Origin of the sequence: Serratia quinivorans, assembly GCF_052113645.1 — a bacterium.
In the GTDB taxonomy this organism is placed as follows: Bacteria; Pseudomonadota; Gammaproteobacteria; order Enterobacterales; family Enterobacteriaceae; genus Serratia; species Serratia quinivorans_B.
The window spans coordinates 19,939-46,904 of the sequence record NZ_JBIEIU010000009.1; the positions used below are offsets into that span (position 1 = coordinate 19,939).

The window sequence follows — 26,966 nt, forward strand, 5'->3', positions numbered from 1 at the left end:
GAAACATGACATGGATATTCTCAGCGCGTTGGCGGCATTCGCCTCTTATTTCTTCAGTGGCTTTGCCATGGTTCTGGTGTTTTTGTTCGTCTATACCCGCATTACGCCGCATGACGAATGGGCGTTGATCAAGGCCGACAATCAGTCCGCCGCTTTCGGATTCGTCGGTGCCTGCCTGGGGTATGTGATCCCGCTGGCCAGTGCGGCGATCAACTCAGTCAGCCTGCTGGACTACCTGTTATGGGGTGTGGTGGCGCTGGTGGTGCAGTTACTGCTGTTTGCAGCGGTGAAAATCTATATGCCGCGCATCAGCGACAAGATTGAGGCCAATCACGTGGCAGCCGGGATCTTCCTTGGCGGCGTCTCAATCAGCGGCGGCGTCCTGAATGCGGCCTGCATGACCTACTAAAGATAAAGAATTGCCGAGGCGCGCCAGCCGGGCTGATGCGCCTGTTCTTCCATACGCAGAATACGGTAATAGCTTGCCCCATGCTCATCCGCCTTGCGGGCGATCAATTGCTCCACATCCTGCGGTGAGCCGGGGAGATCATTGAGGGTGATTTGCGCAATTTCGCTGAGCGGCGTAACGCGGTCCGCGGGGGCCAGCTCAGCGGACTGGGCGCTGGCGCTGAGAAATCCCATGGAAAGCAGGAGGGCGGTGAGTGCGGCGGAGCGTGTCATGGCGTTCCCCTTCGTCGGATCCTGGATTCACGTCCGCAGGCTGCGGCGCGCTGTTTGCCAGTGTGCGCTATCCAACTTCAGTCTGTGCAAAGCCAATGTAAATCTTATTAAAACTCTAGCGTTTACCGATACAGGATCGCCTGCGAGTACCACTGGCCGGGAACCACGGTTTCGCTGTTCATGATGATCATGTAATAGCGCGCGCCGCTGGCATTGGCTTTCTGCTGAATTTCCGCTTCCACATCCATCGGGCTGCCGCGAACCAGGGCGCTGGTGGTGCCTATTTTCTCCAGACTACCGGTTTGTGCCCGGGTGATCTCTTGCGCCTGGCCGGTGGGGGGCGGCGGCGCTTTTGGTGTTGTGGTCATCATGCCACAGGCGCTCAGCAGCGTGACCAGCATCAGAGGCAGCAGCAGGCGGGACATTTTCATAGACACCTCGGGAAAGCGGATAGCGTGATTTCAGTGTAACCCATTATAAATTGGAACAGATTAAGCTAATGCTTTTTAGCTCAAGTTTGCCATTATGGGGGCAACGGCTATGCGGAGGGAAAATGAATGATTGAAATCTATGACGAGCGTGTGGGGGATATTGCGGTGATCCACGCGGTGCCGGCGGGGCAGTACCATCAGCCGCTGCCGACGGTATTTTTCTACCATGGGTATACCTCTTCAAAAGAAGTCTACGCCTACTTTGCCTATGCGTTAGCCAGGGTTGGGTTTCGCGTGGTGCTGCCGGATGCCGATTTGCACGGCGAGCGCTTTGACGGCGATGAACAAAAGCGGATGTCTCGCTTTTGGGAGATCCTGCGTAGCAATATCGATGAGTTACCGGCGCTGAAGGCGCACTTTGAACAGCGCGGTCTGGTTGCCGAGGGGCGCATCGGTGTCGCCGGCGCATCCATGGGCGGGATGACGACGTTGGGCAGCTTTGCCCGTTACCCATGGGTGAAAGCCGCAGCCAGCCTGATGGGGGCCGGTTATTACAGCTCCCTGGCGCAGACGTTGTTCCCGCCGTTGGATGAGCAGGGCCGGCCTTTGACGGCTAGCGGCTTTGAGACACGCATTGCCGCGCTGGCGGATTATGGCCTGGAGCACCAGTTGGAAAAAATTGCCGATCGTCCGCTGCTGCTGTGGCACGGCGAAGCGGATGATCTGGTGCCGGCGGCGGAGAGTCGGCGGTTGGCGACTGAACTGCGCCAGAGTGGCTGGGACCGGCAGCTGACATTACTGACCGAACCGGACGTCAAGCACCGCATTACGCCGCAGGCGCTCAAGGCGACGGCCGATTTCTTTGCGCAAACACTGTAAAAAAGCCCCCTGAGAGCAGGGGGCCGATGGTGATATTCACATTTTAATTTGCCGCTGTTGGGTGCGGCTTGTTTCCCCGGTACTGCATTTTCGCTTAACGGTACAGTTCTGCGCTGACGTGGAGGGTGCTGTTGTTTTCAGGTTCATGCAGAGCAATGATCCGGTAGGCGGTGGCACCGCGCTGATCGGCGATTTTGCTCACCTGGCTGCTGGCGTCATCCGGGGATACCACGTTCTGGTTCAGCGAGACAAACCCGACGCTCTGGCGCTGGTCTGCCTGATGTGAGGTGATCTCGGTAGCGGCCATGACGTTGGCGGAAAACAGTAAAGCAATGGCGGTGGCGATGGTAATGCGTTTCATAAGTGCCTCTCTTAACTGTTTGCTTCAGCGGCCTGACAGCCGATGCCAGTGCAGCAAAAAGTTATTTGTCTATATTGAATAACCTCAAATCTTTTCGTCGCGCTGTCTGCGGCGGATAACAACAATTTTAGACCTTGCCGCAGGATTAAAAAGGGGGGCTTTTTGATAGCCTTTTTCAAAAAAAATGAATGAGATTTGCACCTCAGTGATGATTTCATTGAAAGATTTTTTGAACTGATGGATCTCTGTACATAGGTTGTACAGGCAGCAAATCGTGCTATTTCTGCATTCCGCTCTCATTACCGATAATAAATTCCCTTCTGTTCTTGAGTTTCCCAGCCTGCGCAAGTATGATTACGCGTCATTTTTTCAGCCGCACACACATACACGTTCCTTGCTTCCATGGGCCGCGGTTGACCCTGACAGGAGGCTGAATAATCCGTAAGGAGCAATTCGATGCGTCATTACGAAATCGTTTTTATGGTCCATCCTGACCAAAGCGAACAGGTTCCGGGCATGATCGAGCGTTACAGTGCTACCATCACTAACGCTGCTGGTCAGATTCACCGTCTGGAAGACTGGGGCCGCCGTCAACTGGCTTACCCGATCAACAAACTGCACAAAGCTCACTACGTTCTGCTGAACGTTGAAGCTCCGCAGGAAGCGATCGATGAGCTGGAAACAAACTTCCGCTTCAACGACGCCGTTATCCGCAGCATGGTTATGCGCGTTAAGCACGCGGTAACTGAAGCATCTCCGATGGTTAAAGCGAAAGACGAACGTCGTGGCGATCGCCGCGAAGACTTCGCTAACGAAACCACAGATGATGCAGATGCTGGGGATTCTGAAGAGTAATTTACCGTGACGGCTAATCGGCTGACGTTGTCTGGCACTGTGTGCAAGACGCCGACGCGTAAAGTGAGCCCGTCAGGTATTCCACATTGCCAGTTCGTGCTTGAGCACCGTTCAGTGCAAGTGGAAGCCGGTTTTACCCGGCAAGCCTGGTGTCGTATGCCGGTGATTATCAGCGGCAAGGCCCATCAGGCCATTACTCAAAGTATAACGGTCGGTACGCTTCTCACCGTTTCAGGTTTCATTAGTAGCCATCAAGGGCGCAATGGGCTGAATAAAACGGTGTTGCATGCCGAGCAGATTGAATTGATAGATTCTGGAGACTAGCCAAATGGCACGTTATTTCCGTCGTCGCAAGTTCTGCCGTTTCACAGCGGAAGGCGTTGTTGAGATCGATTACAAAGATATCGCAACGCTGAAAAACTACATCACTGAAAGTGGTAAAATTGTCCCGAGCCGTATTACCGGTACTCGTGCCAAATACCAGCGTCAGCTGGCTCGCTGCATCAAGCGTGCTCGCTACCTGTCCCTGCTGCCATACACTGATCGTCATCAGTAATCGGCCGCCGTCTATTAACGACTTTAAGAGGATAAGGTAATGCAAGTTATTCTGCTTGATAAAGTAGCAAACCTGGGCAGCCTGGGTGATCAAGTTAACGTTAAAGCGGGCTACGCCCGTAACTTCCTGGTACCACAGGGCAAAGCTGTTCCTGCTACCAAGAAAAACGTAGAGTTCTTCGAAGCACGCCGTGCTGAACTGGAAGCCAAACTGGCTGACATTCTGACTGCTGCTGAAGCTCGCGCAACCAAGATCAACGAACTGGGTTCAGTCACCATCGCGTCTAAATCAGGCGACGAAGGTAAACTGTTCGGCTCTATCGGCACCCGCGACATCGCTGACGCAGTTACTGCGGCAGGCGTTGAAGTTGCCAAGAGCGAAGTTCGTCTGCCGAATGGCGTTCTGCGTACCACTGGTGAACACGAAGTTCAATTCCAGGTACACAGCGACGTATTCGCACAGCTGAATGTAGTTGTGGTAGCAGAAGCTTAATCGCTCCTGCTCGCCAAGCAAAACGCCAGCCTCGTGCTGGCGTTTTGCTTTTCTGCATCCGGCAAAACACGCTACCCTGCAATCACCATGAGTGAGGAGCAGCGGCAAATGGCAGAAATTATCTTACAACGCGTCTACGATTTTACCGGCCCGGCGCCGGAGCATTGTTATCTGATTGATCGCTTGTGGCCGCGGGGGATCAGTAAGGTGCGGTTGTTGGGCGTGCAGTGGCTAAAGCAGGTCGCGCCGGATAACGCGCTGCGGCAGTGGTATCATCAGCATCTTGAACAGTGGGACGTATTTGAGAGCCACTACCGGCTGCAACTGGCGCAAAATGACGCCTGGCAGCCACTGGTAGCGTTATTACGACAAGGGCAACCCTTGACCTTGCTCTACGGCAGTAAAGACACACAGCACAACCACGGCATCGTGCTGCGCGACTTTCTGTTGGCGCAGTTAGCGGATTAACGCTCGCGGCGATAGCTGCCGTCGGCCTGGCGGCGGAACAACACCTGGCTGTTGTCAGCGGTGGTGACCGATAGCGCGGTGATCACGCCGTTGGCATCACGCTCGATACGGACTTCCTGGCCGGCCTTCATGTTGCTGAGCGGCTTGTCGTTACCTTCCACCTGCGCCATGGCGAAAACTTCATTCACCGGCAGGCTGTTGTCGCGGAACAATTGCGCCAGTGTCTGGCCGGGTTGGATCTGGTAGCGTTGCCAGTTGCCCGCCGGTTCCGGCTCGGCAGCCTGGTGTTGCTGCTGAGTGTCATTTTGCAGATCGGCCTGCAAGGGAACGCCGTTATTCTGCTGGGTGACCGGGAATGGCTGCTTTTCCGATGAATACGGCCACAGCAAGGCCAGCAGCAGAATAATGCCGAAAATCAGGGTCCAACGGCGGTGAAAATAAGGCAGTGGCTCCATCCAACCGAAGCCGTCCGGCAGGTGCCAAATCTTCAGCAGTAACGCTTTGATGTTTTGCCCCTTACCGTTTGCCGGTGGTTGTTCTGAATCCGGGTCTTCTACCGATTCTGGTGCGGAGCCTGGTTTCAGGCGCTGACTGAAGTTCAGCCAGGTGCGCAGCAGCGGCTGGTAGATACGGGTGGTCTTCCTTCTCCTGGGCGAGATTCTGCCCATGGTAACCTCTCTTCAACGGCGTAAAAATATCACGGTACAAAAGGGTGTACCGCCGACCCGATGTCCTGCTTCCAGTATAGTCCGCTAACTGATTGAAGTGAAAGGCAGCAGCAAACCCATGCCTGTTGCGGCAGGCGATTTGCCTGGGCTCGCGGGAGCGGGTGTTAACTGAGGGTTATTGTTTCTTTTTCTACGACAAAAGTCATCATTCTCCACACAAGATTTTACCCGGCATTGCGGCGCTGTTATGCTGCGCTTTCGACTTTTTACAGACTAAAGGAAAACCCCATGACAACCCCTTCTTTTGACAGCGTTGAAGCGCAAGCGAGTTACGGGATTGGTTTACAGGTCGGCCAGCAGTTGCAAGAGTCCGGTCTGGAAGGTTTACAACCGGAAGCTTTGCTGGCAGGTTTGCGTGACGCGCTGGAAGGGAATGCCCCGGCGGTTCCGGTAGACGTAGTGCACCGTGCGCTGCGTGAAATCCACGAACGTGCGGATGCCGTGCGTCGTGATCGTCAGCAGGCGATGGCCGTTGAAGGCCAGAAGTTCCTGGAGGACAACGCCAAGCGTGACGAAGTTACGTTGACCGAATCCGGTCTGCAGTTCTCCGTGCTGGAGCAGGGCAATGGCCCAATCCCATCCCGTCAGGATCGCGTGCGTGTGCATTACACTGGCCGTCTGATTAACGGCGACGTGTTCGACAGCTCCGTAGAGCGCGGCCAACCGGCAGAATTCCCGGTCAGCGGCGTGATCCCAGGCTGGATCGAAGCGCTGACCCTGATGCCGGTCGGCTCCAAATGGCAGCTGTATATTCCACACGACCTGGCCTATGGCGAACGTGGTGCTGGCGCATCCATCCCGCCATTCAGCGCGCTGGTGTTCGACGTCGAACTGCTGGAAATTCTGTAAGCCATCATTGCTTTTATCAAGGGCGCCGTTAGGCGCCCTTATTGTTTATTTCTTCTGTAAATCAATCTGATAAACCGCAAATCCGATGTTGTCCGTACCTTCCGCTTTCATGGGGTACTGGGCATGTGCCTTGATAAACGCGGTCGCTTTCTCGCTTGGCGAGGTTTCGAAGCGAATATCCAGCGGCTGCGGGCTGCTGAAGGTCGCCAGGCGCCAGTTATTATCCACCTGTGGCCGTACTGCGCCATGCTGCTTGGTTTCAGCGCTGATATAAGCCGCCAGCACCGAACGATTCTCATCCGGCGAAGCGAAGGCGATGTGCCGATCGCCGGTGCCGGCAAACTTGCCACCGTAAGCACGGTAGTTATTGGTCGCCACCAGGAAAGTCGCCTGCGGATCGATTGGCTTGCCTTTGAAGGTCAGCTGCTTGATGCGTTCTGCCTTGTCGTTGATCAACTGGCATTCGCCGTCATAACGCGCCGGCTGGCTGACGTCGATCTGGTAGTCCACCCCATCAATCACGTCGAAATTATAGGTGCGGAAGCCATCCCAGTTGATCAGGCCCTGCGGTTTGCTGCTGTTGACGTCGATTTGGTTGAACTGCCCGGCGGAACACTCCAGCCACTCCTTCACCTCTTTGCCGCTGGCTTTCACTACCACCAGGGTGTTGGGGTAGAGGTAGAGATCCGAAGCGTTGCGGAAGGTGAGCTGGCCTTTTTCCACTTCAACGAAGCTGGCCGGATCGTTTTTACGTCCGCCCACCTTGAACGGTGCCGCCGCTGACAGTACCGGCAGATCGGCCAGATCCGGATCACCCTGAATGTAGTGTTCAACATAGGCTTTCTGCGCGTTATTCACGATTTGTACCGTCGGGTCATCCTGCACCAGCGCCAGATAGCTGTACATGTTGTCGTCTGCCTTGCCGACCGGCTTGCTGACGAAATCGCGCGTGCCTTTGTGGTCTTCCGCCAGCACTTTCACCAGGTCGGCGTCCTCCGCTGCCAGCGATTTTTTGTGCTCTTTGTCGTAGATCGGCCGGGCTTCCGCTTTGGCTGAGGCCACCTTCCAACTGCCAGAGTCATTGTTCAGTTGCAAATCGACCACGCCGAGGTGGTCGCCCCACTGGCCAGGCATGACCGCCGGTATGCCGTTCAGCGTTCCCTGAGTGATATCAGCGCCTTTGATATTGGCGAAGTCTTTGCTCGGGAAGACCGCGTGAGCGTGGCCGAACATGATGGCGTCAATACCCGGTACCTGGCTGAGGTAGTACACCGAATTCTCTGCCATCGCCTTGTATGACTCGCTGGACAGGCCGGAGTGCGGGATCGCCACGACCAGATCGGCCCCCTGTTTACGCATTTCCGGCACGTAACGTTTAGCGGTTTCGGTGATGTCGTTGACCTTCACCTTGCCCTGCAGATTGGCCTTATCCCACACCAGAATTTGCGGGGGCACAAAGCCGATATAACCGATGCGTAAACTATGTTCTTTGCCGTCACGGTCTTTTACCGGTGTATCGACGATAATATAAGGAGTGAATAGCGGCTTCTGAGTTTTAGCGTCGATCACGTTGGCGTTGATGTACGGGAATTTTGCGCCGCTAATGGCTGTTTTCAGGTAGTCGAGCCCGTAGTTGAATTCGTGGTTACCGATATTGCCGACCACATAATTCAGGGTGTTCATGGCTTTATAAACTGGATGAATATCGCCGGCTTTCAGGCCCTTGGCTGCCATATAGTCGCCGAGCGGGCTACCCTGAATGATGTCGCCGTTGTCCACCAGGACGGAATTGACAGCCTGTTGGCGGGCTTGCTCAATCAGGCTGGCGGTGCGCACCAGACCGAATTTTTCGGTCGGTTTATCCTTGTAGTAATCGAAGTCCATCATGTTGCTGTGCAGGTCGGTGGTTTCCAGCACGCGCAGATCGACCGTTGCCGCCTGCGCCGAGGCGCAAACCAGCATAGCGAGGACAGACAAGGTCAGCGGACGCTTCATCATTTTTGGCTTTCTCCATTCCATTTTTCGAGTTTTATCGCAGAGGGACATGTAATTAACATTGGTTGTCTCACCAAACTGTGAAGTTTGGCAGAAAATCGGCCGAGGCATCTGAGGAAATGTCACAGTTGTGACGGCAAAGACTTGAGTAATTACCGAAGGTTAAATCGTTATGATGGATATTCGATGCAAAAAAAACTAGGCTGCTAGCAATGAGAAAGGGGAAATGACCCACGGAACTGTATATCTGAGGTGAATGATGTTAGAGCAAATTTGCCAACTGTCCCGCGAGGCGGGCGCGGCAATCATGGCGGTGTATCACGGTGAACAACCGCTTGATGTCGCACAGAAAAAAGATGATTCCCCGGTGACGGCGGCCGATCTGGCGGCACATCACATTATCAAACGCGGCCTGGCGGCGTTAACACCGGATGTGCCGTTGCTGTCGGAAGAAGATCCACCGGCCTGGGAGGTGCGACAGCATTGGACGCGCTATTGGTTGGTCGATCCGTTGGACGGCACCAAGGAGTTCCTCAACCGCAACGGCGAGTTCACGGTAAATATCGCGCTGATTGAAGACGGACAGGCGGTGATGGGCGTGGTTTACGCTCCGGCGATCGACGTGCTGTACCTGGCCGAACGCGGCAAAGCCTGGAAAGAAGAAAAGGGGCAACGGCAGGCGATTGGCGTCAGCAATGCTCATCCGCCACTGGTGGTGGTCAGCCGCTCGCACAGCGACGAAGAGCTAAAGGACTATCTGAAACAGTTGGGCGAACATCAGACCGTTTCCGTCGGTTCTTCGCTGAAATTCTGCCTGGTGGCGGAAGGTAAGGCGCAGCTCTATCCGCGCTTCGGGCCGACCAATATCTGGGATACCGCTGCCGGTCATGCCGTGGCCGTAGCGGCCGGGGCGCAGATCCACGATTGGCAGGGCAGACCTCTGCTCTATACGCCGCGTGAATCTTTCCTTAACCCCGGCTTCCGGGTTGCGCTGTTCTAAATCAGTTCGCCAGAAGTTGGTGCAGTTGGGCCATCACCTGCTGCACCTCTTCCGGCGTCAGCGCGCCGTCTTTGGCGAACTGGATCCTGCCTTGCTTATCCAACACCACAATGGCTGATCCTTTCGGCTGCAAATCCCAGGCCTTGCGCACGTTACCGTTGCTGTCGACCACAAACTGCGACCAAGGGAACTCTTTCTTGCTGTCTTCAATGCTGCTGCGGACAAACACCGCAGTGCCGAGCAGGGCGTCGTCGGTATTCACAATTGTCGTCGTTTGGTAACGATCGTGCGGTAGTTTAGCTTTCTTGATTGCTTCTATCAGTGGGTCGTTCATCTCCTTGGCGGAGCTGCGGCCTGCAATATGCTGGATAACTCGCACTTTTCCACTGAGTTGCGCGCTATTCCAGTTTTGATAGCTAAACTTATCATTAGCGTAATTTAACTCTCCTTTATCGCTGACGCCGACCGGTGCGACGCGTTGCTGGAGCTGGAAGTTGTGCGCGGAGGCCAAAAGGGGGGCAAGCAGCAGGGATACAATGAGCAGGTGACTTTTTTTCATGCCTTCTCCTTGGAAGGGGAAACGGTGCAGACAGCACCCGACAGCCTAAAGCATAGGTGGTGATCGGAGGTCTGTCCTGTTAGCCGGATCTCAGTTTTCCCTTCTGATCGGTAATACCCGGATTTTGAAGGGATATACTGAAAAAGTTATATATTATCATATACAATTCTGTCAAAAAGTGTAAACCCAGTGAAGAAATCCAGGCAGAAATGAACGATATGGTCTTTACTGGGTCTACTACATGGCAATCAAGTTGCGTTCCAACTTTAGAGGCTGCCACCTTGGCGGCTCGCTGAGCGCATGGACCAAACGGAGGAGAGTAATAGAATGAGAATCTTCCAGCGTTATAATCCGTTGAAAGTGGCGAAGTACGTAAAGACCCTGTTTCGTGGCCGGCTGTATATCAAAGATGTAGGCGCGTTCGAATTCGACGAAGGGAAAATCCTGCTGCCGAAAATTCGTGACCGGCGCCACTTCAGTGTGATGTCAGAGGTAAACCGTCAGGTGCTGTTATTGCAGACCGAGATGGGTTGATACGCGGTTAGTACCCTGCAAAAGCTAAAATAATTGCGGCCCCGAGGGGGCCGCTGACGTTTTTATCGCTTGGGATCAGGCTGGTGCGTTATCTTCCGGCGCTTTCGGCAACACCGCCGCCGGTTTGTCGCTCAGTTTGGTCACCAGCAGCTGGTCAATCTTGTAGCTGTCGATGTCCACCACTTCAAACTTGTAGCCGGCATACTTCACGAAATCCGTGCGTTTCGGGATCTTGCGCAGCATGTACATCATAAAGCCGCCGATGGTTTCGTAGTTGCCCGCCTGCGGGAACTCGTCAATGTGCAGAACGCGCATCACATCGTCGATCGGCGTGCCGCCTTCAATCAGCCATGAGCTTTCGTCACGCGCGACGATTTGCTCTTCCTGGCCCTGACCCACCAAATCACCCATCAGCGTGGTCATTACGTCATTCAACGTGATGATACCCACGACCAACGCATATTCATTGAGAATAACGGCAAAGTCTTCGCCGGCAGTTTTAAAGCTTTCCAGCGCTTCTGATAGTGTCAGGGTATCCGGTACGATCAGCGCCGCGCGGATTTGCACGCCGCTGCTCAGCACCAGGCTCTGATTGCCCAGCACGCGGTTCAGCAAGTCTTTGGAGTCGACGTAGCCAACCACCTGATCGATGTTGCCGTCGCACACCAGGAACTTGGAGTGTGGGTGCGTAGAGACCTTCTCGATAATGCTTTCTTCGGTCTCACGCAGATCGAAGTAAACCACGCTTTCGCGCGAAGTCATCGATGAAGGCACGGTGCGTGACTCCAGTTCGAACACGTTTTCGATCAGCTCATGCTCCTGCTTACGCAGTACGCCCGCCAGGGCACCGGCTTCCACCACCGCATAGATGTCGTCGGAGGTGATGTCGTCCTTGCGCACCATCGGCAGTTTGAACAGGCGGAAGATCAGGTTTGCCATGCCGTTGAAGAACCACACCAGCGGCCGGAAAATCATGATCGAGAAACGCATCGGGTTGATGATCCGGACGGCGACCGTCTCTGGTGCAATCATACCGATGCGCTTCGGGGTCAAATCTGCGAACAGGATGAACAGGCTGGTCACCAGCACGAACGAGCAGATAAAGCTAACCTGCTCCGCCATTTCTGGGGACAAAAAGCGATCGAACAACACTTTAAAGCTAGGGGAGAAGGCGGCATCACCGACGATACCACCGAGAATGGCCACGGCATTCAGGCCAATCTGCACCACGGTAAAGAACAGCCCCGGGGTTTCCTGCAGTTTAAGGACTTTGGCGGCATTGACGTTACCTTCGTCAGCCATCAGTTTCAGTTTTATCTTGCGTGACGCGGCCAGAGATATTTCCGACAGTGAGAAAAACGCACTCACTGCGATCAGAAAAAGAATCAGTAAAATACTGTTTAACATAATCTATCCATACGTGCCGACGGGATGACGGCGCTCTTGAGGAAGGGTAGTACATTGTAAAAAAAGTAGTGATAACAACCAGAAAGGAGGCTATCAGGCCGCAGATGCGGCCCGCACAGTATAGCAGCAGCCCTACAGGGGCCGCCAGCGGTTAAAAAATTACCGCCGACCAAAGGGTTAACCTTGAGGTGGCAGACAAACGCCGATGCCGCCCAGGCCGCAGTATCCTTCAGGATTCTTGTCCAGGTACTGCTGGTGGTCATCCTCGGCATAGTAAAACGGCAGTGCCGGCACCACTTCGGTGGTGATGGTGCGTCGGTCGCCCGCTTCGTTCATGGCCTGCTGGAAACGTTGCAGGCTGCTTTCGGCCTCGGTCTGCTGTTCCGGCGTCAGCGTATAAATCGCAGAACGGTACTGAGTGCCGACGTCACCGCCCTGGCGCATGCCCTGCGCCGGGTCGTGGTTTTCCCAAAACACCTGCAACAACTGTTTATAGCTGATGATTTTCGGGTCGAACACCACGCGCACCACTTCGGTATGACCGGTCTGGCCGCTGCATACTTCGCGGTAGGTTGGGTTTGGCGTATAGCCGCCACTGTAACCTGCCGCAGTGCTGTAGACGCCCTGCTGTTGCCAGAACAGGCGCTCCACACCCCAGAAGCATCCCATGGCGAAGATGGCCACTTCCATGCCGTCCGGCACCTGAGTCATTGAATGGTGGGTAACCACGTTGAGGGTGGCAACCGGCATGGGAGTCGTGCGGCCAGGCAGTGCGTTCGCCTGGTCAATGGTTTGTGTTTTATCAAAAAATGGCACCACGGTTGACTCCTGTTGTCACAGTAAGAATTGGCCTAAGACACGGCAGTTCGGTTGTATCTAACCGCAACTTTGCCCACAATAAGCTACATATTCAGATTATGTATCAGATTAACGCAGTATTTAGAGCGCCAAAAGCGAAGAATGCGCCAGTTTACTGCGACAGTAAAACCGTAACATGCCACGTCTGGAATAAAGCTGAAAAGGGCTGCCGTCCTGATAGCGCGGAGTATGCCCTGGCACCAGAGTGAGTGTTATTACAGGAAAGTAAAATAAATTAAGGAGAACGCGTGCCACGATACCGTGCCCTGTGCTTTTTGTGTGCGCTGCTCGCGACGCCTGCGGCGTTTGCGGCGAATGTGCGGCTGCAGGTTGAAGGACTTAGCGGGGAACTGGAGAAAAACGTCCGGGTGCGTCTGTCTTCCATCACACCGGAAGAGGTGGGTACTGATGGTCGTTTCCGCGCACGCGTGGACGAGGCGGTCCGTCAGGGCCTGCGAGCACTGGGCTATTATCAGCCTACCATCGAATTTACGCTGGATGATCGGCCAGGGCTGGCACGCCCGGTGTTGCACGCCAAGGTCAATCCGGGGGAACCGGTGCGAATCGCCGGTGCCAATATCACGCTGGAAGGCGGTGCGAAAACCGATGACGACTATCTGTCGCTGGTCAAGAAAGGCAAGCCTGAAATAGGCGAGATCCTCAATCACGGCAAATACGACAGTTTTAAAGGGTCACTGAACGGCTTGGCGCTGCGCAAAGGCTATTTCGATGCCGATATGACCAAGAGCCAGCTCGGCGTGGCGGAAGATCTGCATAAAGCCTATTGGGATATCGACTTCGACAGTGGGCAGCGTTACCGCTTCGGCCAGGTGAAGTTCACCGGCTCGCAAATTCGTGAAGACTATCTGCAAAATCTGGTGCCCTTTCATCAGGGGGATTATTACAGCTCGGAAGATCTCGCTGAGCTGAACCGCCGTTTGTCTGCCACTAACTGGTTTAACTCGGTGGTGGTGTCTCCTGATTTCAAAGATGCCAAAGAGAACAAGATTTTGCCGCTAGATGCGCTGGTATCGCCGCGCACGCGCAACACCATCGAAACCGGGATCGGTTACTCCACCGACGTCGGCCCCCGGGTCAAAGGCACCTGGAAAAAGCCGTGGCTTAACGATCGCGGCCACAGCCTGGAAACCAGCGCCAGTATTTCGGCCCCGGAACAGCAGCTCGATTTGACCTATAAAATCCCGTTGCTGAAGAACCCGCTGGAGCAGTATTACCTGCTGCAGGGCGGTTTCAAGAACGTCGACCTCAACGATACCAAGTCCGTCACGTCAAAAGCAGTGGTTTCCCGTAACTGGGACCTCTCCAGTGGCTGGCAGCGGGCGTTGAACCTGACCTGGCGTCTCGACCACTTTACTCAGGGTAACACCACCAACACCACCATGCTGCTGTATCCCGGCGTCAGCGTTAACCGCACCCGTTCGCGCGGCGGTCTGATGCCGACCTGGGGTGACAGCCAGCGTTATTCCATCGATGTGTCGGACACCACCTGGAGCTCCGACGTGGACTTTGCGTTGATCCAGGCGCAGAACGTTTGGATCCGTACGTTGGCCGACAAACACCGCTTTGTCGCGCGTGGCCAGGTGGGCTGGATCGAAACCAACAACTTTGAAAAAGTGCCGCCAGACCTGCGATTCTTTGCCGGTGGCGACCGCAGTATCCGTGGCTACAAATACAAGGGCATTTCACCCCGCGACGATGACGGCAAGCTGACTGGCGCCTCCAAAATGCTGACCGGCTCGCTGGAATACCAATACAACGTGACCGGCAAGTGGTGGGGAGCGGTGTTTGTGGATTCCGGCGAAGCGGTGAACGATATCAAGCAAAGTGACTTTAAGACCGGCGCGGGTTTCGGCGTGCGTTGGCAGTCGCCGGTCGGTCCGGTGAAGCTGGATATCGCGGCTCCGGTTGGGGATAAGGACACCCACGGGGTGCAGTTCTATATTGGTTTGGGGCCTGAACTATGAGCCTGATTAAAAAGATTTGCTTTGGGTTTCTGATCCTTTTGCTGTTGTTGATTGGCGGCATTGCGTTCTTGCTCGGTACCACCAGTGGGTTGCATATGGTGATTAACGGCGCGGCGCGATGGGTGCCGGGGCTGGATATCGCCAGCGTCAGCGGCGGCTGGCGTGATCTGACGCTGAAAGGCGTGAAATATCAGATGCCGGGCGTCACGGTGAATGCCGGGCAGTTCCATTTGTCGCTCGATCTGGCCTGTTTTAAAAACAGCTCGCTGTGCGTTAACGCCCTGACCGCACAGGACGTCGACGTGGTGGTGAAAACCAAAGAAATGACGCCGTCCGCGCCGGTGGAAGAGACCAGCGAGCCGACCACCAATCTGAGCACGCCGTACCCGATTACCTTGCGCATGCTGGCGCTGAACAACGTTAAGGTCAGCGTAGACGACACGGCAATCTCTCTCGGTGAATTCCGTACCGGTGCTCAGTGGCAGGAACGTGCGTTGACCCTGCTGCCGACCAAAATCAGCAGTCTGTTGATTGCACTGCCGAAAACCCCGCAGAACCCGTTACCGGAGGCGATACAGCCGGCGGTCGAGGTCGCGAAAAAGGTGGGCGAACAGGTCGACAAGACAGCGAAACCGGCCCCTGTGTCGGAGGAGAAGCCGCTGGGCGAAACGTTGAAAGCGCTGTTCGCCAAGCCACTGCTGCCGGATCTGCCGGAAATCCGCCTGCCGCTCGATATCACCGTCAAGGAGATCAGTGGGGAACAACTGCGGCTGACCGGTGACACTGAGGTGTTGATTACCAGCCTGTTGCTGCAGGCCAGCACCCAGGATCAGCATATCAAGCTGGACAATTTCGATGTGAAATCCCCGCAGGGCACGCTGTCGGCGCAGGGGCAGGCGACGCTGACCGGCAGCTGGCCAGTGGAGATGGTGGCCAACAGCACGCTGAATATCGATCCGCTGAAAGGTGAAAAGGTCAAACTGAACATCGGCGGTGGGCTGCGCGAACAACTTAAGGTGGCGCTCAACCTGTCTGGGCCGGTCGGCGCGCAGCTTGATGTGCAGACCCAACTGGCCGAAGTGGGTTTACCGTTGGCATTGACGCTGCAAAGCAAACAGCTGAAATGGCCGCTGAGCGGTGAGGCCCAGTATCAGGTCAACGATTTCCGCCTGCGTTTCAATGGCAAGGCAACCGACTATGCGTTATCGACCCGCGCCAACATCAAAGGCCAGGATCTGCCGCCGGCGGTGCTGACGCTGGACGGTAAAGGTAACGTCGAACAGTTCAAACTGGATCGCCTGCGTTTGGCAGCCTTGCAGGGCAATACCGATCTGACCGCGCTGGTGGACTGGAGCAAGGCCATCAGCTGGAATTCGCAGTTGACCCTGAGCGGCATCAATACCGCCAAACAGTGGCCGGAATGGCCGGCGAAGCTGGATGGCAAGATCACCACTCGCGGCAGCCTGCACGGCGGCAGTTGGCAATTGCAGGTGCCGGTGCTGCAGCTGGACGGTAACGTGAAGCAAAACAAAGTTACCGCGCGCGGCACACTCAGTGGCAACGCCGCCGGGCAGTGGAAAATCCCCGGCATCGATCTGACCCTGGGGCGCAACCAACTGAACGTCAAGGGCCAGTTGGACGAGAAAAGCTGGAACCTGGATGCGAACATCGACGCGCCGCGTCTGGACGGCGCTCTGCCAGGGCTGGGTGGTACGGCGAAGGGCCTGCTTAAGCTGCGCGGTAACCTGCAGGCACCGCAGTTGCTGGCCGATCTGACCGCTTCCGGCCTGCAGTGGCAGGCGTTGCGCATCAACCGGGTGAAAATTGACGGCGACGTGCGCTCCAGCGACCAGATCCAGGGGCAGTTGGCGGTGCGTGTCGAACAGCTTAAGCAGGATGCGTTGGACATCAGCCTGCTGACGTTGGAGGCCAAAGGCAGTGAGAAACAGCATCAGCTGCAGCTGAAAATTGACGGCAAGCCGGTATCCGGCCAACTGGCGCTGCAGGGCAGTTTTGATCGTCAACAACAGCGCTGGCGCGGCAACCTGAACAATACTCGCTTCGATACCCCGGTGGGGGAATGGCGCTTAACTCGTGCCATTGCGCTGGACTACCTGAATACCGCACAAAAAATCAGTATCGGGCCACACTGCTGGCAGAACCCGAACGCCGAATTGTGCGTGCCGAAAACCATCGAAGCCGGCCAGAGTGGCCAGGCCAGCGTGGTGTTGAACCGCTTTGACCTGGCGATGATCAAACCTTTCCTCGGTCCGGATACCGCCCTGAGCGGTGTGTTCACCGGACGTGCAGACGTGAGTTGGAAGCCGGGCGGTGCGCTGCCGGAGGCGAAAGTCTCGCTGGTGGGTAATGGAGTGAAGGTCGTTCAACAGGTGCAGGGCAATGCGTTGCCGATCGCCTTTGACCGACTGAACCTCAATGCCGGGCTGACCAATGGTCGGGCGCAGGCCGATTGGCTGATCAAATTGACCAATAATGGTCAGTTTGACGGTAACGTGCAGGTTGTCGACCCGCAGGTGCGGCGTAATATCAGCGGCAACGTCAATATCACCAATATCTCGCTGGCGATGATTAACCCGGCGCTGATGAAGGGCGAGAAAGCCGCGGGCATGCTGAATGCCAACCTGCGTCTGGGCGGCAGCGCGCAGAAACCTCTGGTCTATGGCCGGATGGCGTTGGATAAGGTTGATATTGATGGTCACTGGATGCCGTTTGATATGACAGACGGCCGCCTGGTGATGAACTTCGACGGCATGACGTCGACCCTGGAAGGGTTGGTCAGCACCACGCGCGGGCAGCTTAACCTGTCGGGCGACGCTGACTGGCGTGACATCAACGCCTGGCGTGCTCGTATCGCTGCCAAGGGCGATAAGCTGCGGGTGACGGTACCGCCGATGATCCGTATCGACGTTTCGCCCGATCTGGTCTTCGAAGCCACGCCGCAGTTGTTCTCGCTCAATGGTTCGGTCGATATTCCATGGGCGCGCATTACGGTGCAGGAGTTGCCGGAAAGCGCTGTGGGTATCTCTTCCGACGAAGTGATGCTGGATGACCAACTGAAACCGATACAGCCGAAAACGGCGGGCATCCCGATCAACAGCAATCTGATGATCCACGTGGGCGACGATGTACGCTTGGATGCCTTTGGCCTGAAAGCCAAGCTGAAGGGCGATCTGAAAGTAGTACAGGATAAGAACGGTCTGGGCCTGAACGGCCAGATTGACATCCCTGCCGGTCGCTTCCATGCTTATGGACAGGATTTGATCGTCCGCAAGGGCCAGTTGATGTTCTCGGGGCCACCGGATCAGCCGCTGCTTAATATTGAAGCGATCCGTAATCCTGATTCGACCGAGGACGACGTCACCGCAGGGGTGCGCGTCACTGGCTTGGCGGATGCACCGAAGCTGGAAGTGTTCTCGGATCCGGCCAAATCTCAGCAGGAAGCGCTGTCTTATCTGCTGCGCGGGCAGGGATTGGGCAGTTCCGGCGCCGATGGCAACGCAATGACCTCAATGTTAATTGGGATGGGGGTTGCACAAAGTGGTCAACTTGTGGGTAAAATCGGCGAGGCGTTTGGCGTAAGCAATTTGGCCCTGGATACTCAGGGTGTCGGCGACAGTTCCCAGGTTGTCGTGAGCGGTTATGTCCTCCCTGGCTTACAAGTAAAATATGGGGTGGGTATTTTCGACTCTCTGGCCACGCTGACGTTGCGTTACCGCTTGATGCCCAAGTTGTATCTGGAAGCGGTGTCTGGTCTCGACCAGGCATTAGATTTGCTCTATCAGTTTGAGTTTTAGCGATGCGAATAATTGTCTACGGCAGTTTACGACGCAAACAGGGAAACAGCCATTGGATGACCAACGCCCAATGGCTCGGCGAGCATGAGCTCGAAGGCTATCAGATTTATAATCTGGGCCATTACCCGGCGGCGATCCCTGGAGAGGGCAGGGTACATTGCGAAGTGTACCGTATTAACTCATCGATTTTGGCTGAGCTGGACGAACTGAAAAGCAACACCAAGGACTATAAGCGCGAGCTGATTCAGACGCCTTATGGGAGTGCGTGGATCTACCTGTATAAACACAGTGTGGACGGTTACCCGCGGATTAACAGCGGCGACTGGCTGAAGCGTCTCGACGAAAAGTAAAAAAAAACACCGCTCACTGAGCGGTGTTTTTTTATCGGACGGCGGTCAGAATTACTTCTTGGCAGCACGTTCGAAAGAGGCAACGATTTCAGCTTTGGCCGCAGCAGCATCTGCCCAACCTTCCACTTTCACCCATTTGCCTTTCTCCAGATCTTTGTAGTGCTCGAAGAAATGAGAGATCTGTGCTTTCAGCAGTTCCGGCAGGTCGTTCACATCTTTGATGTGATCGTACTCTTTGCTCAGTTTGCTGTGCGGAACGGCAACCAGTTTCGCATCTTCACCGGCTTCGTCGGACATCTTCAACACGCCAACCGGACGGCAGCGGATCACTGAGCCAGGCTGCAACGGGTATGGCGTTGGTACCAATACGTCAACCGGATCACCGTCCAGAGACAGGGTGTGGTTGATGTAACCGTAGTTGCACGGATAGAACATCGCGGTGGACATGAAACGGTCAACGAACAGCGCGCCGGTGTCCTTGTCGATTTCATATTTGATCGGATCGGCGTTTGCCGGGATTTCGATAACAACGTAGATGTCTTCTGGCAAGTCTTTGCCAGCAGGGACGTTAAGCAAGCTCATGTCGGTTTCCTTTAATCAAACCAGAAATGGAGTGGCGGCTATTATAGCGGACTCTTTTGCGATTTCCTGCCCTTTTCATCACCCTCGCCCCGGCAGACAGCCATCCACTGAATTTCCAGATTAATCCTCCAACGGCGTTAAGTTTTTCCGGCTGTTGCCGATAACTTCATCAAATAATAATGAGCCGACGAAGTCTGGCTCTGCGTTTTACCTCCTCTACGTAAGATCTCACTATTTCTGAAGCCGGGAAGAACTCATGCTAAAAAAGATTACGGTCAAGGCCGGGCTGATTGCCCTGCTGAGCCTGATGACGCTGCTGTTGATTATGGTCAGCACGATTGGCGTCAATGCCATTAACGAAGGGTCGCGTTCGTTAAACACCCTCAACCAGATCCTGGGGGAAGAGTTGGGATCGCTGGCCAGCAGTTCCAACCTGACGCTGCGCGCCAGAACCGCCGCCTCGCTGGCGGTGCGCCAGCGTGAAATCGGTCAGATTGAGGTGTCGGACGCCACGGTGGGTCGCATCTATGACTACCTTGCGCAGTCGAAGCAGGAAATGGCGCGCTTTGTCAGTGTCGGCACCATCACTGAACGCGGGCGCGAATTGTCCACTCGCTTGCAAAACAGCTACCGCGCCTACCTGGAACAGGGCGTTGGGCCAATGGCCGACGCTATCAAGGCCGGTAAAGTGGATGACTACTACGACATTCAGGAAACTAAAATTTCCGCGCTGAGTATCGCCTTCGAAAAAGACCTCAGCGATTTCCGCAGCTTCGCCATGAAGATTGGTCAGCAGCGGGTGAATGAAGCAGCAAGCAACGCCAGTACCAAGATCACCCTGATCGTGATTGCCGGACTGCTCAGCGTGTTGCTGGCGGTACTGGCCTGGTTTGCGCTACGGGTGATTATCCTGCGTCCTCTGGATGACTCTATCGCCCAGTTGGAACATATCGCCGGTGGCGATTTGACCCACAGCATCACCGGTGAAGGGGAGACTGAAATGGGCAGGCTGGTGCGTGCAATGCAGCGGATGCAGCAGGCGTTGGTCAGTTCGGTCAGCAAGGTGCGTGACGCCAGCAGCCAAATCGACACCGGTTCCCGTGAGCTGGCCGCCGGCAACCTCCATCTGGCGCAGCGCACCGAAGAGTCTGCTGCTTCGTTGGAAGAAACCGCCGCCAGCATGGAGCAACTGACCTCGACGGTGAAAATGAACGCCGAGAACTGCGAGCAGGCCAATCAACTGGCGCTGAGCGTATCCGATATCGCCAACCAAGGCAGTGAAGTGGTCAGCCAGGTCATGGACAAGATGCAGGCGATTACCGACAGTTCACGGCGTATCGCCGATATCATCAGCGTGATGGACGGTATTGCCTTCCAAACCAATATCCTGGCGTTGAATGCGGCGGTAGAGGCGGCACGGGCTGGTGAACAAGGGCGCGGTTTTGCCGTGGTGGCCGGAGAAGTTCGTAGCCTGGCCCAGCGCAGCGCGCAGTCGGCGAAAGAGATCAAAGGCTTGATTGAAGCGTCGCAAAATCGGGTGCAGGAAGGTGAGCAGATGGCCGGATCGGCGGCGAAAACCATGAATGGCATCACTGGCGAAGTGGGCCGTGTGACGGCGTTGATGCGCGAAATTTCTGCAGCGACGCGGGAGCAAAGCAGCGGTATCGAGCAGGTAAACCTGGCGGTGGCGCAGATGGATCAGGTGGCGCAACAAAATGCGGCCTTGGTCGAAGAGTCGGCGGCAGCGACACGCTCGCTGGAAGATCAGGCGCAGTTACTGGCGCAAAGTATGGCGGCGTTCAAATTATAATGCAGGGGGACGGCATGCCGTCCCCCACAGTGAACCCGTTTATTCGTCCGGGTTTTCAGCGATAAAGCGCTCTGCGTCTTCCACCATGGATTTGGTGCCGACAAAGAACGGTGCACGCTGGTGCAGTTTCACCGGGGTAATGTCCAGAATACGGTTTTTACCGTCGCTGGCTTTACCGCCGGCTTGTTCCGCCAGGAACGCCATCGGGTTGCATTCATACAGCAGACGCAGCTTGCCTTGCGGGTGGCTGGCGGTGCTTGGATAAATATAGATGCCGCCTTTCAACAGATTGCGGTGGAAGTCGGCAACCAGTGAACCGATGTAGCGCGAGGTGTAAGGGCGTTGCGTCGCTTCGTCCTGTTCCTGACAATATTTGATGTATTTCTTCACGCCGCGCGGGAACTTGATGTAGTTACCTTCGTTGATGGAATACATATTGCCGCTGGCCGGGAAGCGGACTTTCTCGTGGGAGAGGCAGAACACGCCCAGAGAAGGATCGTAGGTAAAGGCATGCACGCCATAACCGGTGGTGTACACCAACATGGTGGATGAACCATAAACCACGTAGCCGGCGGCGACCTGAGCGCTGCCTGGCTGCAGGAAGTCTTCTTCGGTCACTGGCGTGCCGACCGGGGTAATGCGACGATAGATTGAGAAAATCGTACCGACCGAGACGTTGACATCGATGTTGGACGAACCGTCCAACGGATCCATCAGCACCACATACTTGGCATTTTCAGCCCGCTCGCCGTCGAATATCACGATTTCATCTTCTTCTTCAGAAGCGATACCCGCAACTTCACCGCGTGCTTTCAGCGCTGCTTTCAGCTTTTCATTGGCGTACAGGTCCAGTTTCATCTGAACTTCACCCTGTACATTGGAAACGCCACTGGTACCCAGAATATCAACCAGACCCGCTTTATTGATATCGCGGTGGATGATTTTGGCGCCCAGTTTAATTGCGGAAAGTAGCGCAGTCAGCTCGCCGGTGGCGTGAGAGAAGTCGTGCTGTTTCTCGACGATAAATTCGCCTAACGTTTTCATGACACAATCCCTGAATCTACGGATGGGTAGCGGTTTGTTAACAAACCGCCAACGTATTCGCGAGCAGTGTAGCCCAAAGATGAACGCTATTCATAGGCAAATCCATTTCTTCTGGACGATTCTGAGCGTTAGAATGAGCCAACATTCGACGTACTCTATGAGAAAACTATGCGCATTCACATTCTTGGGATCTGTGGCACCTTTATGGGCGGGCTGGCGGTGCTGGCACGTTCGCTGGGGCATGAGGTGACCGGCTCTGACGCTAATGTCTATCCGCCGATGAGCACGCTGCTGGAGAAAGAAGGGATCGAGCTGATCCAGGGCTACGATCCGGCTCAGTTGGATCCGGTGCCGGATCTGGTGATCATCGGTAACGCCATGACGCGCGGCAATCCTTGTGTCGAAGCGGTACTTGAGCAGGGTATCCCTTACGTTTCCGGCCCGCAGTGGCTGCATGATTATGTGCTGCGCGATCGCTGGGTGCTGGCCGTTGCCGGCACGCACGGCAAGACCACCACCGCCGGTATGGCAACCTGGATCCTGGAAGCCTGCGGTTATCAACCGGGCTTTGTCATCGGCGGTGTTCCAGGCAACTTTGACGTTTCTGCCCGTCTGGGTGGGAGCCCGTTCTTCGTGATCGAAGCCGATGAGTATGATTGCGCGTTCTTCGACAAGCGTTCCAAGTTTGTGCATTACAGCCCACGCACGCTGATCATGAACAACCTGGAATTCGATCACGCCGACATCTTCGACGATCTGAAAGCGATCCAGAAACAGTTCCACCATCTGGTGCGTTTGGTGCCGGGTAAGGGCAAGATCATTTTGCCTGACAACGACAGCCACCTGAAACAGGTGATGGCGATGGGCTGCTGGAGTGAGCAAGAGCTGGTTGGGGAAGAGGGCGCATGGCGTGCTCAAAAGTTAACGCCGGACGCCAGCCATTATGCGGTGTTCCTCGACGGTGAGCAGGTGGGGGAAGTGCAGTGGTCGCTGGTGGGCGAACACAACATGCATAACGGTTTGATGGCGATTGCCGCTACGCGCCACGTTGGCGTGCTGCCTGCCGATGCTTGCCGCGCGCTCGGTGACTTTATCAATGCTCGCCGCCGTCTGGAACTGCGTGGTGAGGCCAATGGCGTCACGGTATATGACGATTTTGCTCATCACCCAACGGCGATCCTGGCGACCCTGGCCGCCTTGCGTGGCAAGGTCGGCGGCACTGCCCGCATTTTGGCGGTGCTCGAGCCGCGCTCCAACACCATGAAAATGGGGATCAGCAAAAACGATTTGGCGCCATCGCTGGGCCGTGCCGATGAGGTCTTCCTGTTCCAGCCGCACCATATTCCCTGGCAGGTCGCGGAAGTCGCAGAAGCCTGCGTGCAGCCGGCCCACTGGAGCGCCGATCTCGACACCTTGGTGGACATGATTGTGAAAACCGCCCAGCCGGGCGACCATATCTTGGTGATGAGCAACGGCGGTTTCGGTGGGATCCACGATCGTCTGCTAGAGGCCTTGGCCAGCAAGTCGGAACCGAAAGTGACTTATTGATCGTCGGCTCAGGTTGAAAAGTTGTCTCTCTAAGGGCCGTTAACGGCCCTTTTTTTCGCCCATAAAAAAGCCCTCGCGAGCGAGGGCAACGGGGTCCGTCGGATAGGACGACGAAGTTTCTTCAAGGAATCAATGCTTACGACAGAACTCGGCAGTGGCAGTGACGAGGGTAATCAGTTCGGTAAGCACGTTCCCTGAATTGTTATTTGTAGATTTCGGCAGTCGCGTGCCAGTTGCCGTTTTCGTAGGCTTCGATCACGCGGTAGGCTTTAGCGCCTTGTTTGTCGGCTTTGTCAGACAGAGCCTGGCGAATATCGGAAGGCGAGCCAGTAATGCCGCTGGCGGTGATAGTGCCGGCAGACTGAAGAGTATTGGCCTGGTCATTGGTGATTAACGTAGCGGCAGAAGCACCGAACGAAACGACGGACAGCAGGCTGAGTGCGGCAAGAGTTGTTTTCATGTTCATGATATTGGGTCCTGTTGTGATAACCGCCTGGAAGGGCTTTTGCAGCGTTTTTATACTTGAAGGCTGTTATCAGTCATGCTGGGTACCAGAGTTATATTGCCCGTCGCCGGGTAACGCCTTGTGCTTATTTATAAATTTCTGCGGTTGCGTGGAAGTTGCCTTCGTTACGCGCTTCGATTACGCGGTAAGCGGTCGCCCCTTTGGCATCGGCTTTTTCAGACAGTGCCTGACGGATGTCTGAAGGTGCACCGGCAACGCCGCTGACGGTAATGGTGCCCGCAGACTGCATTTTTGCGGCCTGGTCTGCATCAACAGATTGTGCTGCAAATGCGCCGAAAGAAAGCATGGATAGAACGCTCATGGTTGCGATGGTAGCTTTAATTTTCATGATTTGACCTTATCGTATTCTTTTATCAGTTCCAGTGAACTGTGATTTACGTCACGGAAATGAGTATACATCTAGTAACGTCAAAAATTAATAGTTAGCTAACAGTTTCTAGTGAAACTTTATTATGACGATCTTTATCTTTTATAACCAAAAGGAATAAAAAACGGTTATAAAACGATCTTTTGATGTTAAATTTATGTAATTTCAATAAGGTAAGTGCTTTTGACCAAAAGTGCGGAAGATCACAGTAGCTATCACTGGCTAAGCAGAAATGTCATTGAAATGTGTTGTGACGAGAAAAAAACCTGGAGTTAAACGCGGTAGGGCAGGGAAGAAACGTAAGGATAGGGTTAAAGAAACGCTAACAAAACGCGACGGCTAGCCGCATTTTGTTAGCGTGATGCATCATAGCTCTTGTTCGAACAGAGTCAGGATGGCTTCGTACAGTTGGCGCGCGGTAAAGCTGCTGGCCGGGGTGACGAAAATGGTGTCGTCACCGGCGATGGTGCCGAGAATACCCTCGGATTTACCCAGTGAATCCAACAGACGAGCAATTAACTGCGCGGCGCCGGGGCTGGTGTGGATCACGACAACGGCATCGTTATGATCGACATCCAGCACCAGATTCTTCAGCGGACTGGTGGTGGTCGGCACACCGAGTTCGGCGGGAAGGCAATACACCATTTCCATTTTGGCATTGCGCGTACGCACCGCGCCGAACTTGGTCAGCATGCGCGATACTTTGGATTGGTTGATGTTTTCGAAGCCTTCTTCTTGCAGCGCCAAAACAATCTCGCCTTGAGAACTGAATTTTTCTTCTTTCAATAACGCTTTAAACGCCTTGATCAGATCTTCCTGCTTTGCGGGATTACGCATTTTGCACCGTGGAATGTTGACAATAGAAGTGATTATTATGCATATAAATGAATTTTTATGCAATCAAAGGACGTCCGGAAAAAATATCAATGCCCGGACAACGAGGAAAGGGCAGCATTTTAACAAAATCCTTATCCCATGAATATGCCCTTTCGGTGACCGAAAAAGCCGACTGCAGTAGTAAAGAAAATGTTATTAAAATGATGTTGTTCTGATGTTGTGTAAGGGTGTAATGTAACCGCCGGTTAACTTGCTCGTGAATAACCTCGCAGTATTTTTGATTAGTGTGCGCTATGCCCTTAATGCGTAAGCTATTTAATCTAAAATGAGCGCGACATCGGCTGTTTTATTGCGCCAGTTCTCAAACAGACTGTTAAGAGATTGTTTTTAAAGGTGTAATAATTTAAGGTCCGTAACCAACATATTCACGGCGCTTTATATATTTAAGATAATAAAGGAGTATAGGATGAAAGTTGCAGTTCTCGGTGCTGCTGGCGGTATCGGCCAGGCCCTCGCCCTTCTACTCAAAACCCAGCTTCCTTCAGGTTCTGAACTCTCTCTCTACGACATTGCCCCCGTTACCCCAGGCGTTGCCGTCGACTTAAGCCACATCCCAACTGCAGTAAAAATCAAAGGCTTCAGTGGCGAAGACGCTACTCCAGCTCTGCACGGTGCAGATGTGGTACTGATTTCTGCCGGCGTTGCGCGTAAACCAGGCATGGATCGTTCAGACCTGTTCAACGTGAACGCAGGTATTGTGCGTAATCTGATCCAGCAAGTGGCAACCACCTGCCCGAAAGCCTGCATCGGTATTATCACCAACCCGGTAAACACCACCGTGGCTATCGCGGCAGAAGTGCTGAAGAAAGCCGGTGTTTATGACAAGAACAAACTGTTCGGCGTGACTTCGCTGGATATTATCCGTTCCAACACCTTCGTGGCTGAGCTGAAAGGCAAACAACCGGAAGAGCTGAACGTGCCGGTTATCGGCGGGCACTCTGGCGTAACCATTTTGCCACTGTTGTCGCAGATCCCTGGCGTGAGCTTTACCGAACAGGAAGTGGCGGATCTGACCAAGCGTATCCAAAATGCGGGTACCGAAGTGGTTGAAGCCAAAGCCGGTGGCGGATCTGCAACCCTGTCAATGGGTCAGGCGGCGGCGCGTTTCGGCCTGTCTCTGGTTCGCGCGCTGCAAGGCGAAAAAGGCGTGGTGGAATGTGCTTATGTTGAAGGCGACGGCAAATACGCTCGCTTCTTCGCGCAACCGCTGGTGCTGGGCAAGAATGGCGTTGAAGAACGTAAAGACATCGGCACTTTGAGCGCGTTCGAGCAGAAAGCGCTGGAAGACATGCTGGATGTTCTGCACAAAGATATCGAGCTGGGCGAAAAGTTTATCAATAACTGATCATCCCGCAATGCATGAGTATGCATAGGCCGCCGGACAACGTA

29 protein-coding genes are annotated in these 26,966 nt (G+C 54.7%); 16 read left to right on the plus strand and 13 right to left on the minus strand.

All coding sequences use genetic code 11. From position 1 onward, the window contains the following. The first annotated feature begins 10 nt into the window (after window positions 1–10). Window positions 11–409, plus strand: coding sequence for a DUF350 domain-containing protein (locus ACGS9J_RS16805; protein ID WP_099064471.1), 399 nt, complete (start codon window positions 11–13; stop codon window positions 407–409). Here ACGS9J_RS16805 and ACGS9J_RS16810 read toward each other — a convergent pair. Further along, window positions 406–681, minus strand: a complete 276-nt coding sequence (locus ACGS9J_RS16810) for a DUF1471 domain-containing protein (RefSeq protein ID WP_442232000.1) — start codon at window positions 679–681, stop codon at window positions 406–408. The two genes, ACGS9J_RS16805 and ACGS9J_RS16810, sit on opposite strands and share 4 nt — an antisense overlap. Before the next feature lie 122 nt (window positions 682–803). Further along, entirely contained in the window at window positions 804–1,112 is a 309-nt protein-coding gene (gene bsmA / locus ACGS9J_RS16815; protein ID WP_442232001.1) for a biofilm peroxide resistance protein BsmA, read from the minus strand. A gap of 126 nt (window positions 1,113–1,238) precedes the next feature. Between bsmA and yjfP the strand changes: the two genes are divergently transcribed. Beyond that, window positions 1,239–1,991, plus strand: coding sequence for an esterase (gene yjfP / locus ACGS9J_RS16820; RefSeq protein ID WP_442232002.1), 753 nt, complete (start codon window positions 1,239–1,241; stop codon window positions 1,989–1,991). Window positions 1,992–2,085: 94 nt separating this feature from the next. On the opposite strand, the gene ACGS9J_RS16825 is transcribed toward yjfP, so the two are convergent. Continuing rightward, window positions 2,086–2,352 carry a DUF1471 domain-containing protein gene (locus ACGS9J_RS16825; RefSeq protein ID WP_442232003.1) on the minus strand — a complete coding sequence of 89 codons (267 nt, stop codon included), beginning with the start codon at window positions 2,350–2,352 and terminating at the stop codon, window positions 2,086–2,088. Between the two features lie 456 nt (window positions 2,353–2,808). On the opposite strand from ACGS9J_RS16825, the gene rpsF reads away from it, so the two are divergent. The 5 genes from rpsF to ACGS9J_RS16850 all read left to right on the plus strand — a co-directional run bounded on the left by rpsF (window position 2,809) and on the right by ACGS9J_RS16850 (window position 4,723). After that, window positions 2,809–3,207 carry a 30S ribosomal protein S6 gene (gene rpsF / locus ACGS9J_RS16830; RefSeq protein ID WP_442232004.1) on the plus strand — a complete coding sequence of 133 codons (399 nt, stop codon included), beginning with the start codon at window positions 2,809–2,811 and terminating at the stop codon, window positions 3,205–3,207. 6 nt (window positions 3,208–3,213) lie between these two features. Beyond that, a complete protein-coding gene (gene priB / locus ACGS9J_RS16835) occupies window positions 3,214–3,531 on the plus strand; it encodes a primosomal replication protein N (protein WP_442232005.1) in 318 nt (105 codons plus the stop codon). A gap of 4 nt (window positions 3,532–3,535) precedes the next feature. Further along, entirely contained in the window at window positions 3,536–3,763 is a 228-nt protein-coding gene (gene rpsR, locus ACGS9J_RS16840; protein ID WP_002210155.1) for a 30S ribosomal protein S18, read from the plus strand. A 39-nt stretch (window positions 3,764–3,802) separates the two neighbouring features. Then, window positions 3,803–4,255, plus strand: a complete 453-nt coding sequence (gene rplI, locus ACGS9J_RS16845; RefSeq protein WP_442232006.1) for a 50S ribosomal protein L9 — start codon at window positions 3,803–3,805, stop codon at window positions 4,253–4,255. A 108-nt stretch (window positions 4,256–4,363) separates the two neighbouring features. Beyond that, the gene (locus tag ACGS9J_RS16850; protein WP_442232007.1) at window positions 4,364–4,723 is read left to right on the plus strand and encodes a DUF488 domain-containing protein; all 360 of its coding nucleotides are present in this window, start codon (window positions 4,364–4,366) and stop codon (window positions 4,721–4,723) included. On the opposite strand, the gene ACGS9J_RS16855 is transcribed toward ACGS9J_RS16850, so the two are convergent. Beyond that, the gene (locus ACGS9J_RS16855; RefSeq protein WP_442232008.1) at window positions 4,720–5,391 is read right to left on the minus strand and encodes an OapA family protein; all 672 of its coding nucleotides are present in this window, start codon (window positions 5,389–5,391) and stop codon (window positions 4,720–4,722) included. The two genes, ACGS9J_RS16850 and ACGS9J_RS16855, sit on opposite strands and share 4 nt — an antisense overlap. Window positions 5,392–5,679: 288 nt before the next feature. On the opposite strand from ACGS9J_RS16855, the gene fklB reads away from it, so the two are divergent. Beyond that, on the plus strand, window positions 5,680–6,300 hold the full coding sequence (gene fklB / locus ACGS9J_RS16860) for an FKBP-type peptidyl-prolyl cis-trans isomerase (protein ID WP_037423251.1): 621 nt from the start codon (window positions 5,680–5,682) through the stop codon (window positions 6,298–6,300). Window positions 6,301–6,345: 45 nt separating this feature from the next. Here fklB and ACGS9J_RS16865 read toward each other — a convergent pair whose 3' ends face one another. Further along, window positions 6,346–8,298, minus strand: coding sequence for a bifunctional 2',3'-cyclic-nucleotide 2'-phosphodiesterase/3'-nucleotidase (locus tag ACGS9J_RS16865; RefSeq protein ID WP_442232009.1), 1,953 nt, complete (start codon window positions 8,296–8,298; stop codon window positions 6,346–6,348). 256 nt (window positions 8,299–8,554) lie between these two features. Here ACGS9J_RS16865 and cysQ point away from each other — a divergent pair, with 256 nt between their 5' ends. Further along, on the plus strand, window positions 8,555–9,295 hold the full coding sequence (cysQ, locus tag ACGS9J_RS16870) for a 3'(2'),5'-bisphosphate nucleotidase CysQ (protein WP_442232166.1): 741 nt from the start codon (window positions 8,555–8,557) through the stop codon (window positions 9,293–9,295). 1 nt (window position 9,296) lies between these two features. Here cysQ and ACGS9J_RS16875 read toward each other — a convergent pair whose 3' ends face one another. After that, window positions 9,297–9,854, minus strand: a complete 558-nt coding sequence (locus ACGS9J_RS16875; protein ID WP_442232010.1) for a YtfJ family protein — start codon at window positions 9,852–9,854, stop codon at window positions 9,297–9,299. Window positions 9,855–10,181: 327 nt separating this feature from the next. Between ACGS9J_RS16875 and ACGS9J_RS16880 the strand changes: the two genes are divergently transcribed. Beyond that, complete coding sequence (locus ACGS9J_RS16880; RefSeq protein WP_012004917.1) at window positions 10,182–10,388, plus strand: DUF1107 domain-containing protein; 207 nt, start codon at window positions 10,182–10,184, stop codon at window positions 10,386–10,388. 75 nt (window positions 10,389–10,463) lie between these two features. On the opposite strand, the gene ACGS9J_RS16885 is transcribed toward ACGS9J_RS16880, so the two are convergent. Then, window positions 10,464–11,795 carry a hemolysin family protein gene (locus ACGS9J_RS16885; RefSeq protein ID WP_442232011.1) on the minus strand — a complete coding sequence of 444 codons (1,332 nt, stop codon included), beginning with the start codon at window positions 11,793–11,795 and terminating at the stop codon, window positions 10,464–10,466. Window positions 11,796–11,972: 177 nt separating this feature from the next. Continuing rightward, window positions 11,973–12,614: a peptide-methionine (S)-S-oxide reductase MsrA gene (gene msrA / locus ACGS9J_RS16890; protein WP_442232012.1), complete on the minus strand. Its 642-nt coding sequence runs from the start codon at window positions 12,612–12,614 to the stop codon at window positions 11,973–11,975. Between the two features lie 287 nt (window positions 12,615–12,901). Here msrA and tamA point away from each other — a divergent pair, with 287 nt between their 5' ends. The 3 genes from tamA to ACGS9J_RS16905 are packed head-to-tail and all read left to right on the plus strand — an operon-like array spanning window position 12,902 to window position 18,803. Next, on the plus strand, window positions 12,902–14,638 hold the full coding sequence (gene tamA / locus ACGS9J_RS16895; protein WP_442232013.1) for an autotransporter assembly complex protein TamA: 1,737 nt from the start codon (window positions 12,902–12,904) through the stop codon (window positions 14,636–14,638). Further along, entirely contained in the window at window positions 14,635–18,453 is a 3,819-nt protein-coding gene (gene tamB / locus ACGS9J_RS16900; protein WP_442232014.1) for an autotransporter assembly complex protein TamB, read from the plus strand. The genes tamA and tamB overlap by 4 nt, the downstream gene beginning before the upstream one ends. A 2-nt stretch (window positions 18,454–18,455) precedes the next feature. Next, window positions 18,456–18,803 (plus strand): gamma-glutamylcyclotransferase family protein, encoded by a 348-nt coding sequence (locus ACGS9J_RS16905; protein ID WP_442232015.1) that lies wholly within the window; start codon window positions 18,456–18,458, stop codon window positions 18,801–18,803. A gap of 51 nt (window positions 18,804–18,854) precedes the next feature. Here the strand turns inward: ACGS9J_RS16905 and ppa are convergent, their stop codons facing one another. Beyond that, entirely contained in the window at window positions 18,855–19,385 is a 531-nt protein-coding gene (gene ppa, locus ACGS9J_RS16910; protein ID WP_442232016.1) for an inorganic diphosphatase, read from the minus strand. Window positions 19,386–19,641: 256 nt separating this feature from the next. On the opposite strand from ppa, the gene ACGS9J_RS16915 reads away from it, so the two are divergent. Beyond that, window positions 19,642–21,195: a methyl-accepting chemotaxis protein gene (locus ACGS9J_RS16915; protein WP_442232017.1), complete on the plus strand. Its 1,554-nt coding sequence runs from the start codon at window positions 19,642–19,644 to the stop codon at window positions 21,193–21,195. A gap of 39 nt (window positions 21,196–21,234) precedes the next feature. Here ACGS9J_RS16915 and fbp read toward each other — a convergent pair whose 3' ends face one another. Continuing rightward, a complete protein-coding gene (gene fbp / locus ACGS9J_RS16920; RefSeq protein WP_020824933.1) occupies window positions 21,235–22,239 on the minus strand; it encodes a class 1 fructose-bisphosphatase in 1,005 nt (334 codons plus the stop codon). A gap of 168 nt (window positions 22,240–22,407) precedes the next feature. On the opposite strand from fbp, the gene mpl reads away from it, so the two are divergent. After that, window positions 22,408–23,787, plus strand: coding sequence for a UDP-N-acetylmuramate:L-alanyl-gamma-D-glutamyl-meso-diaminopimelate ligase (gene mpl, locus ACGS9J_RS16925; RefSeq protein ID WP_442232018.1), 1,380 nt, complete (start codon window positions 22,408–22,410; stop codon window positions 23,785–23,787). 202 nt (window positions 23,788–23,989) lie between these two features. On the opposite strand, the gene yhcN (ACGS9J_RS16930) is transcribed toward mpl, so the two are convergent. The 3 genes from yhcN (ACGS9J_RS16930) to argR all read right to left on the minus strand — a co-directional run bounded on the left by yhcN (ACGS9J_RS16930) (window position 23,990) and on the right by argR (window position 25,517). Then, window positions 23,990–24,253 (minus strand): peroxide/acid stress response protein YhcN, encoded by a 264-nt coding sequence (yhcN, locus tag ACGS9J_RS16930; protein ID WP_442232019.1) that lies wholly within the window; start codon window positions 24,251–24,253, stop codon window positions 23,990–23,992. Between the two features lie 124 nt (window positions 24,254–24,377). After that, complete coding sequence (yhcN, locus tag ACGS9J_RS16935; protein ID WP_442232020.1) at window positions 24,378–24,641, minus strand: peroxide/acid stress response protein YhcN; 264 nt, start codon at window positions 24,639–24,641, stop codon at window positions 24,378–24,380. A 405-nt stretch (window positions 24,642–25,046) separates the two neighbouring features. Further along, complete coding sequence (gene argR, locus ACGS9J_RS16940; protein ID WP_020824937.1) at window positions 25,047–25,517, minus strand: transcriptional regulator ArgR; 471 nt, start codon at window positions 25,515–25,517, stop codon at window positions 25,047–25,049. A 466-nt stretch (window positions 25,518–25,983) separates the two neighbouring features. On the opposite strand from argR, the gene mdh reads away from it, so the two are divergent. Next, the gene (mdh, locus tag ACGS9J_RS16945; protein ID WP_099064489.1) at window positions 25,984–26,922 is read left to right on the plus strand and encodes a malate dehydrogenase; all 939 of its coding nucleotides are present in this window, start codon (window positions 25,984–25,986) and stop codon (window positions 26,920–26,922) included. Window positions 26,923–26,966: the final 44 nt, after the last annotated feature.

Bases quoted from the DNA above. Each gene is read 5' to 3' on its own strand.
- rpsR (WP_002210155.1), top strand. From the start codon at position 3,536: ATGGCACGTTATTTCCGTCGTCGCAAGTTCTGCCGTTTCACAGCGGAA.
- argR (WP_020824937.1), bottom strand. From the start codon at position 25,517: ATGCGTAATCCCGCAAAGCAGGAAGATCTGATCAAGGCGTTTAAAGCG.
- ACGS9J_RS16885 (WP_442232011.1), bottom strand. From the start codon at position 11,795: ATGTTAAACAGTATTTTACTGATTCTTTTTCTGATCGCAGTGAGTGCG.
- fbp (WP_020824933.1), bottom strand. From the start codon at position 22,239: ATGAAAACGTTAGGCGAATTTATCGTCGAGAAACAGCACGACTTCTCT.
- yhcN (WP_442232020.1), bottom strand. From the start codon at position 24,641: ATGAAAATTAAAGCTACCATCGCAACCATGAGCGTTCTATCCATGCTT.
- mdh (WP_099064489.1), top strand. From the start codon at position 25,984: ATGAAAGTTGCAGTTCTCGGTGCTGCTGGCGGTATCGGCCAGGCCCTC.
- rpsF (WP_442232004.1), top strand. From the start codon at position 2,809: ATGCGTCATTACGAAATCGTTTTTATGGTCCATCCTGACCAAAGCGAA.
- ACGS9J_RS16880 (WP_012004917.1), top strand. From the start codon at position 10,182: ATGAGAATCTTCCAGCGTTATAATCCGTTGAAAGTGGCGAAGTACGTA.
- yjfP (WP_442232002.1), top strand. From the start codon at position 1,239: ATGATTGAAATCTATGACGAGCGTGTGGGGGATATTGCGGTGATCCAC.
- ACGS9J_RS16855 (WP_442232008.1), bottom strand. From the start codon at position 5,391: ATGGGCAGAATCTCGCCCAGGAGAAGGAAGACCACCCGTATCTACCAG.
- yhcN (WP_442232019.1), bottom strand. From the start codon at position 24,253: ATGAACATGAAAACAACTCTTGCCGCACTCAGCCTGCTGTCCGTCGTT.
- ACGS9J_RS16865 (WP_442232009.1), bottom strand. From the start codon at position 8,298: ATGATGAAGCGTCCGCTGACCTTGTCTGTCCTCGCTATGCTGGTTTGC.
- ACGS9J_RS16915 (WP_442232017.1), top strand. From the start codon at position 19,642: ATGCTAAAAAAGATTACGGTCAAGGCCGGGCTGATTGCCCTGCTGAGC.
- fklB (WP_037423251.1), top strand. From the start codon at position 5,680: ATGACAACCCCTTCTTTTGACAGCGTTGAAGCGCAAGCGAGTTACGGG.
- ACGS9J_RS16850 (WP_442232007.1), top strand. From the start codon at position 4,364: ATGGCAGAAATTATCTTACAACGCGTCTACGATTTTACCGGCCCGGCG.
- ACGS9J_RS16825 (WP_442232003.1), bottom strand. From the start codon at position 2,352: ATGAAACGCATTACCATCGCCACCGCCATTGCTTTACTGTTTTCCGCC.
- ACGS9J_RS16875 (WP_442232010.1), bottom strand. From the start codon at position 9,854: ATGAAAAAAAGTCACCTGCTCATTGTATCCCTGCTGCTTGCCCCCCTT.
- mpl (WP_442232018.1), top strand. From the start codon at position 22,408: ATGCGCATTCACATTCTTGGGATCTGTGGCACCTTTATGGGCGGGCTG.
- cysQ (WP_442232166.1), top strand. From the start codon at position 8,555: ATGTTAGAGCAAATTTGCCAACTGTCCCGCGAGGCGGGCGCGGCAATC.
- ACGS9J_RS16805 (WP_099064471.1), top strand. From the start codon at position 11: ATGGATATTCTCAGCGCGTTGGCGGCATTCGCCTCTTATTTCTTCAGT.
- ppa (WP_442232016.1), bottom strand. From the start codon at position 19,385: ATGAGCTTGCTTAACGTCCCTGCTGGCAAAGACTTGCCAGAAGACATC.
- ACGS9J_RS16905 (WP_442232015.1), top strand. From the start codon at position 18,456: ATGCGAATAATTGTCTACGGCAGTTTACGACGCAAACAGGGAAACAGC.
- rplI (WP_442232006.1), top strand. From the start codon at position 3,803: ATGCAAGTTATTCTGCTTGATAAAGTAGCAAACCTGGGCAGCCTGGGT.
- ACGS9J_RS16810 (WP_442232000.1), bottom strand. From the start codon at position 681: ATGACACGCTCCGCCGCACTCACCGCCCTCCTGCTTTCCATGGGATTT.
- tamB (WP_442232014.1), top strand. From the start codon at position 14,635: ATGAGCCTGATTAAAAAGATTTGCTTTGGGTTTCTGATCCTTTTGCTG.
- bsmA (WP_442232001.1), bottom strand. From the start codon at position 1,112: ATGAAAATGTCCCGCCTGCTGCTGCCTCTGATGCTGGTCACGCTGCTG.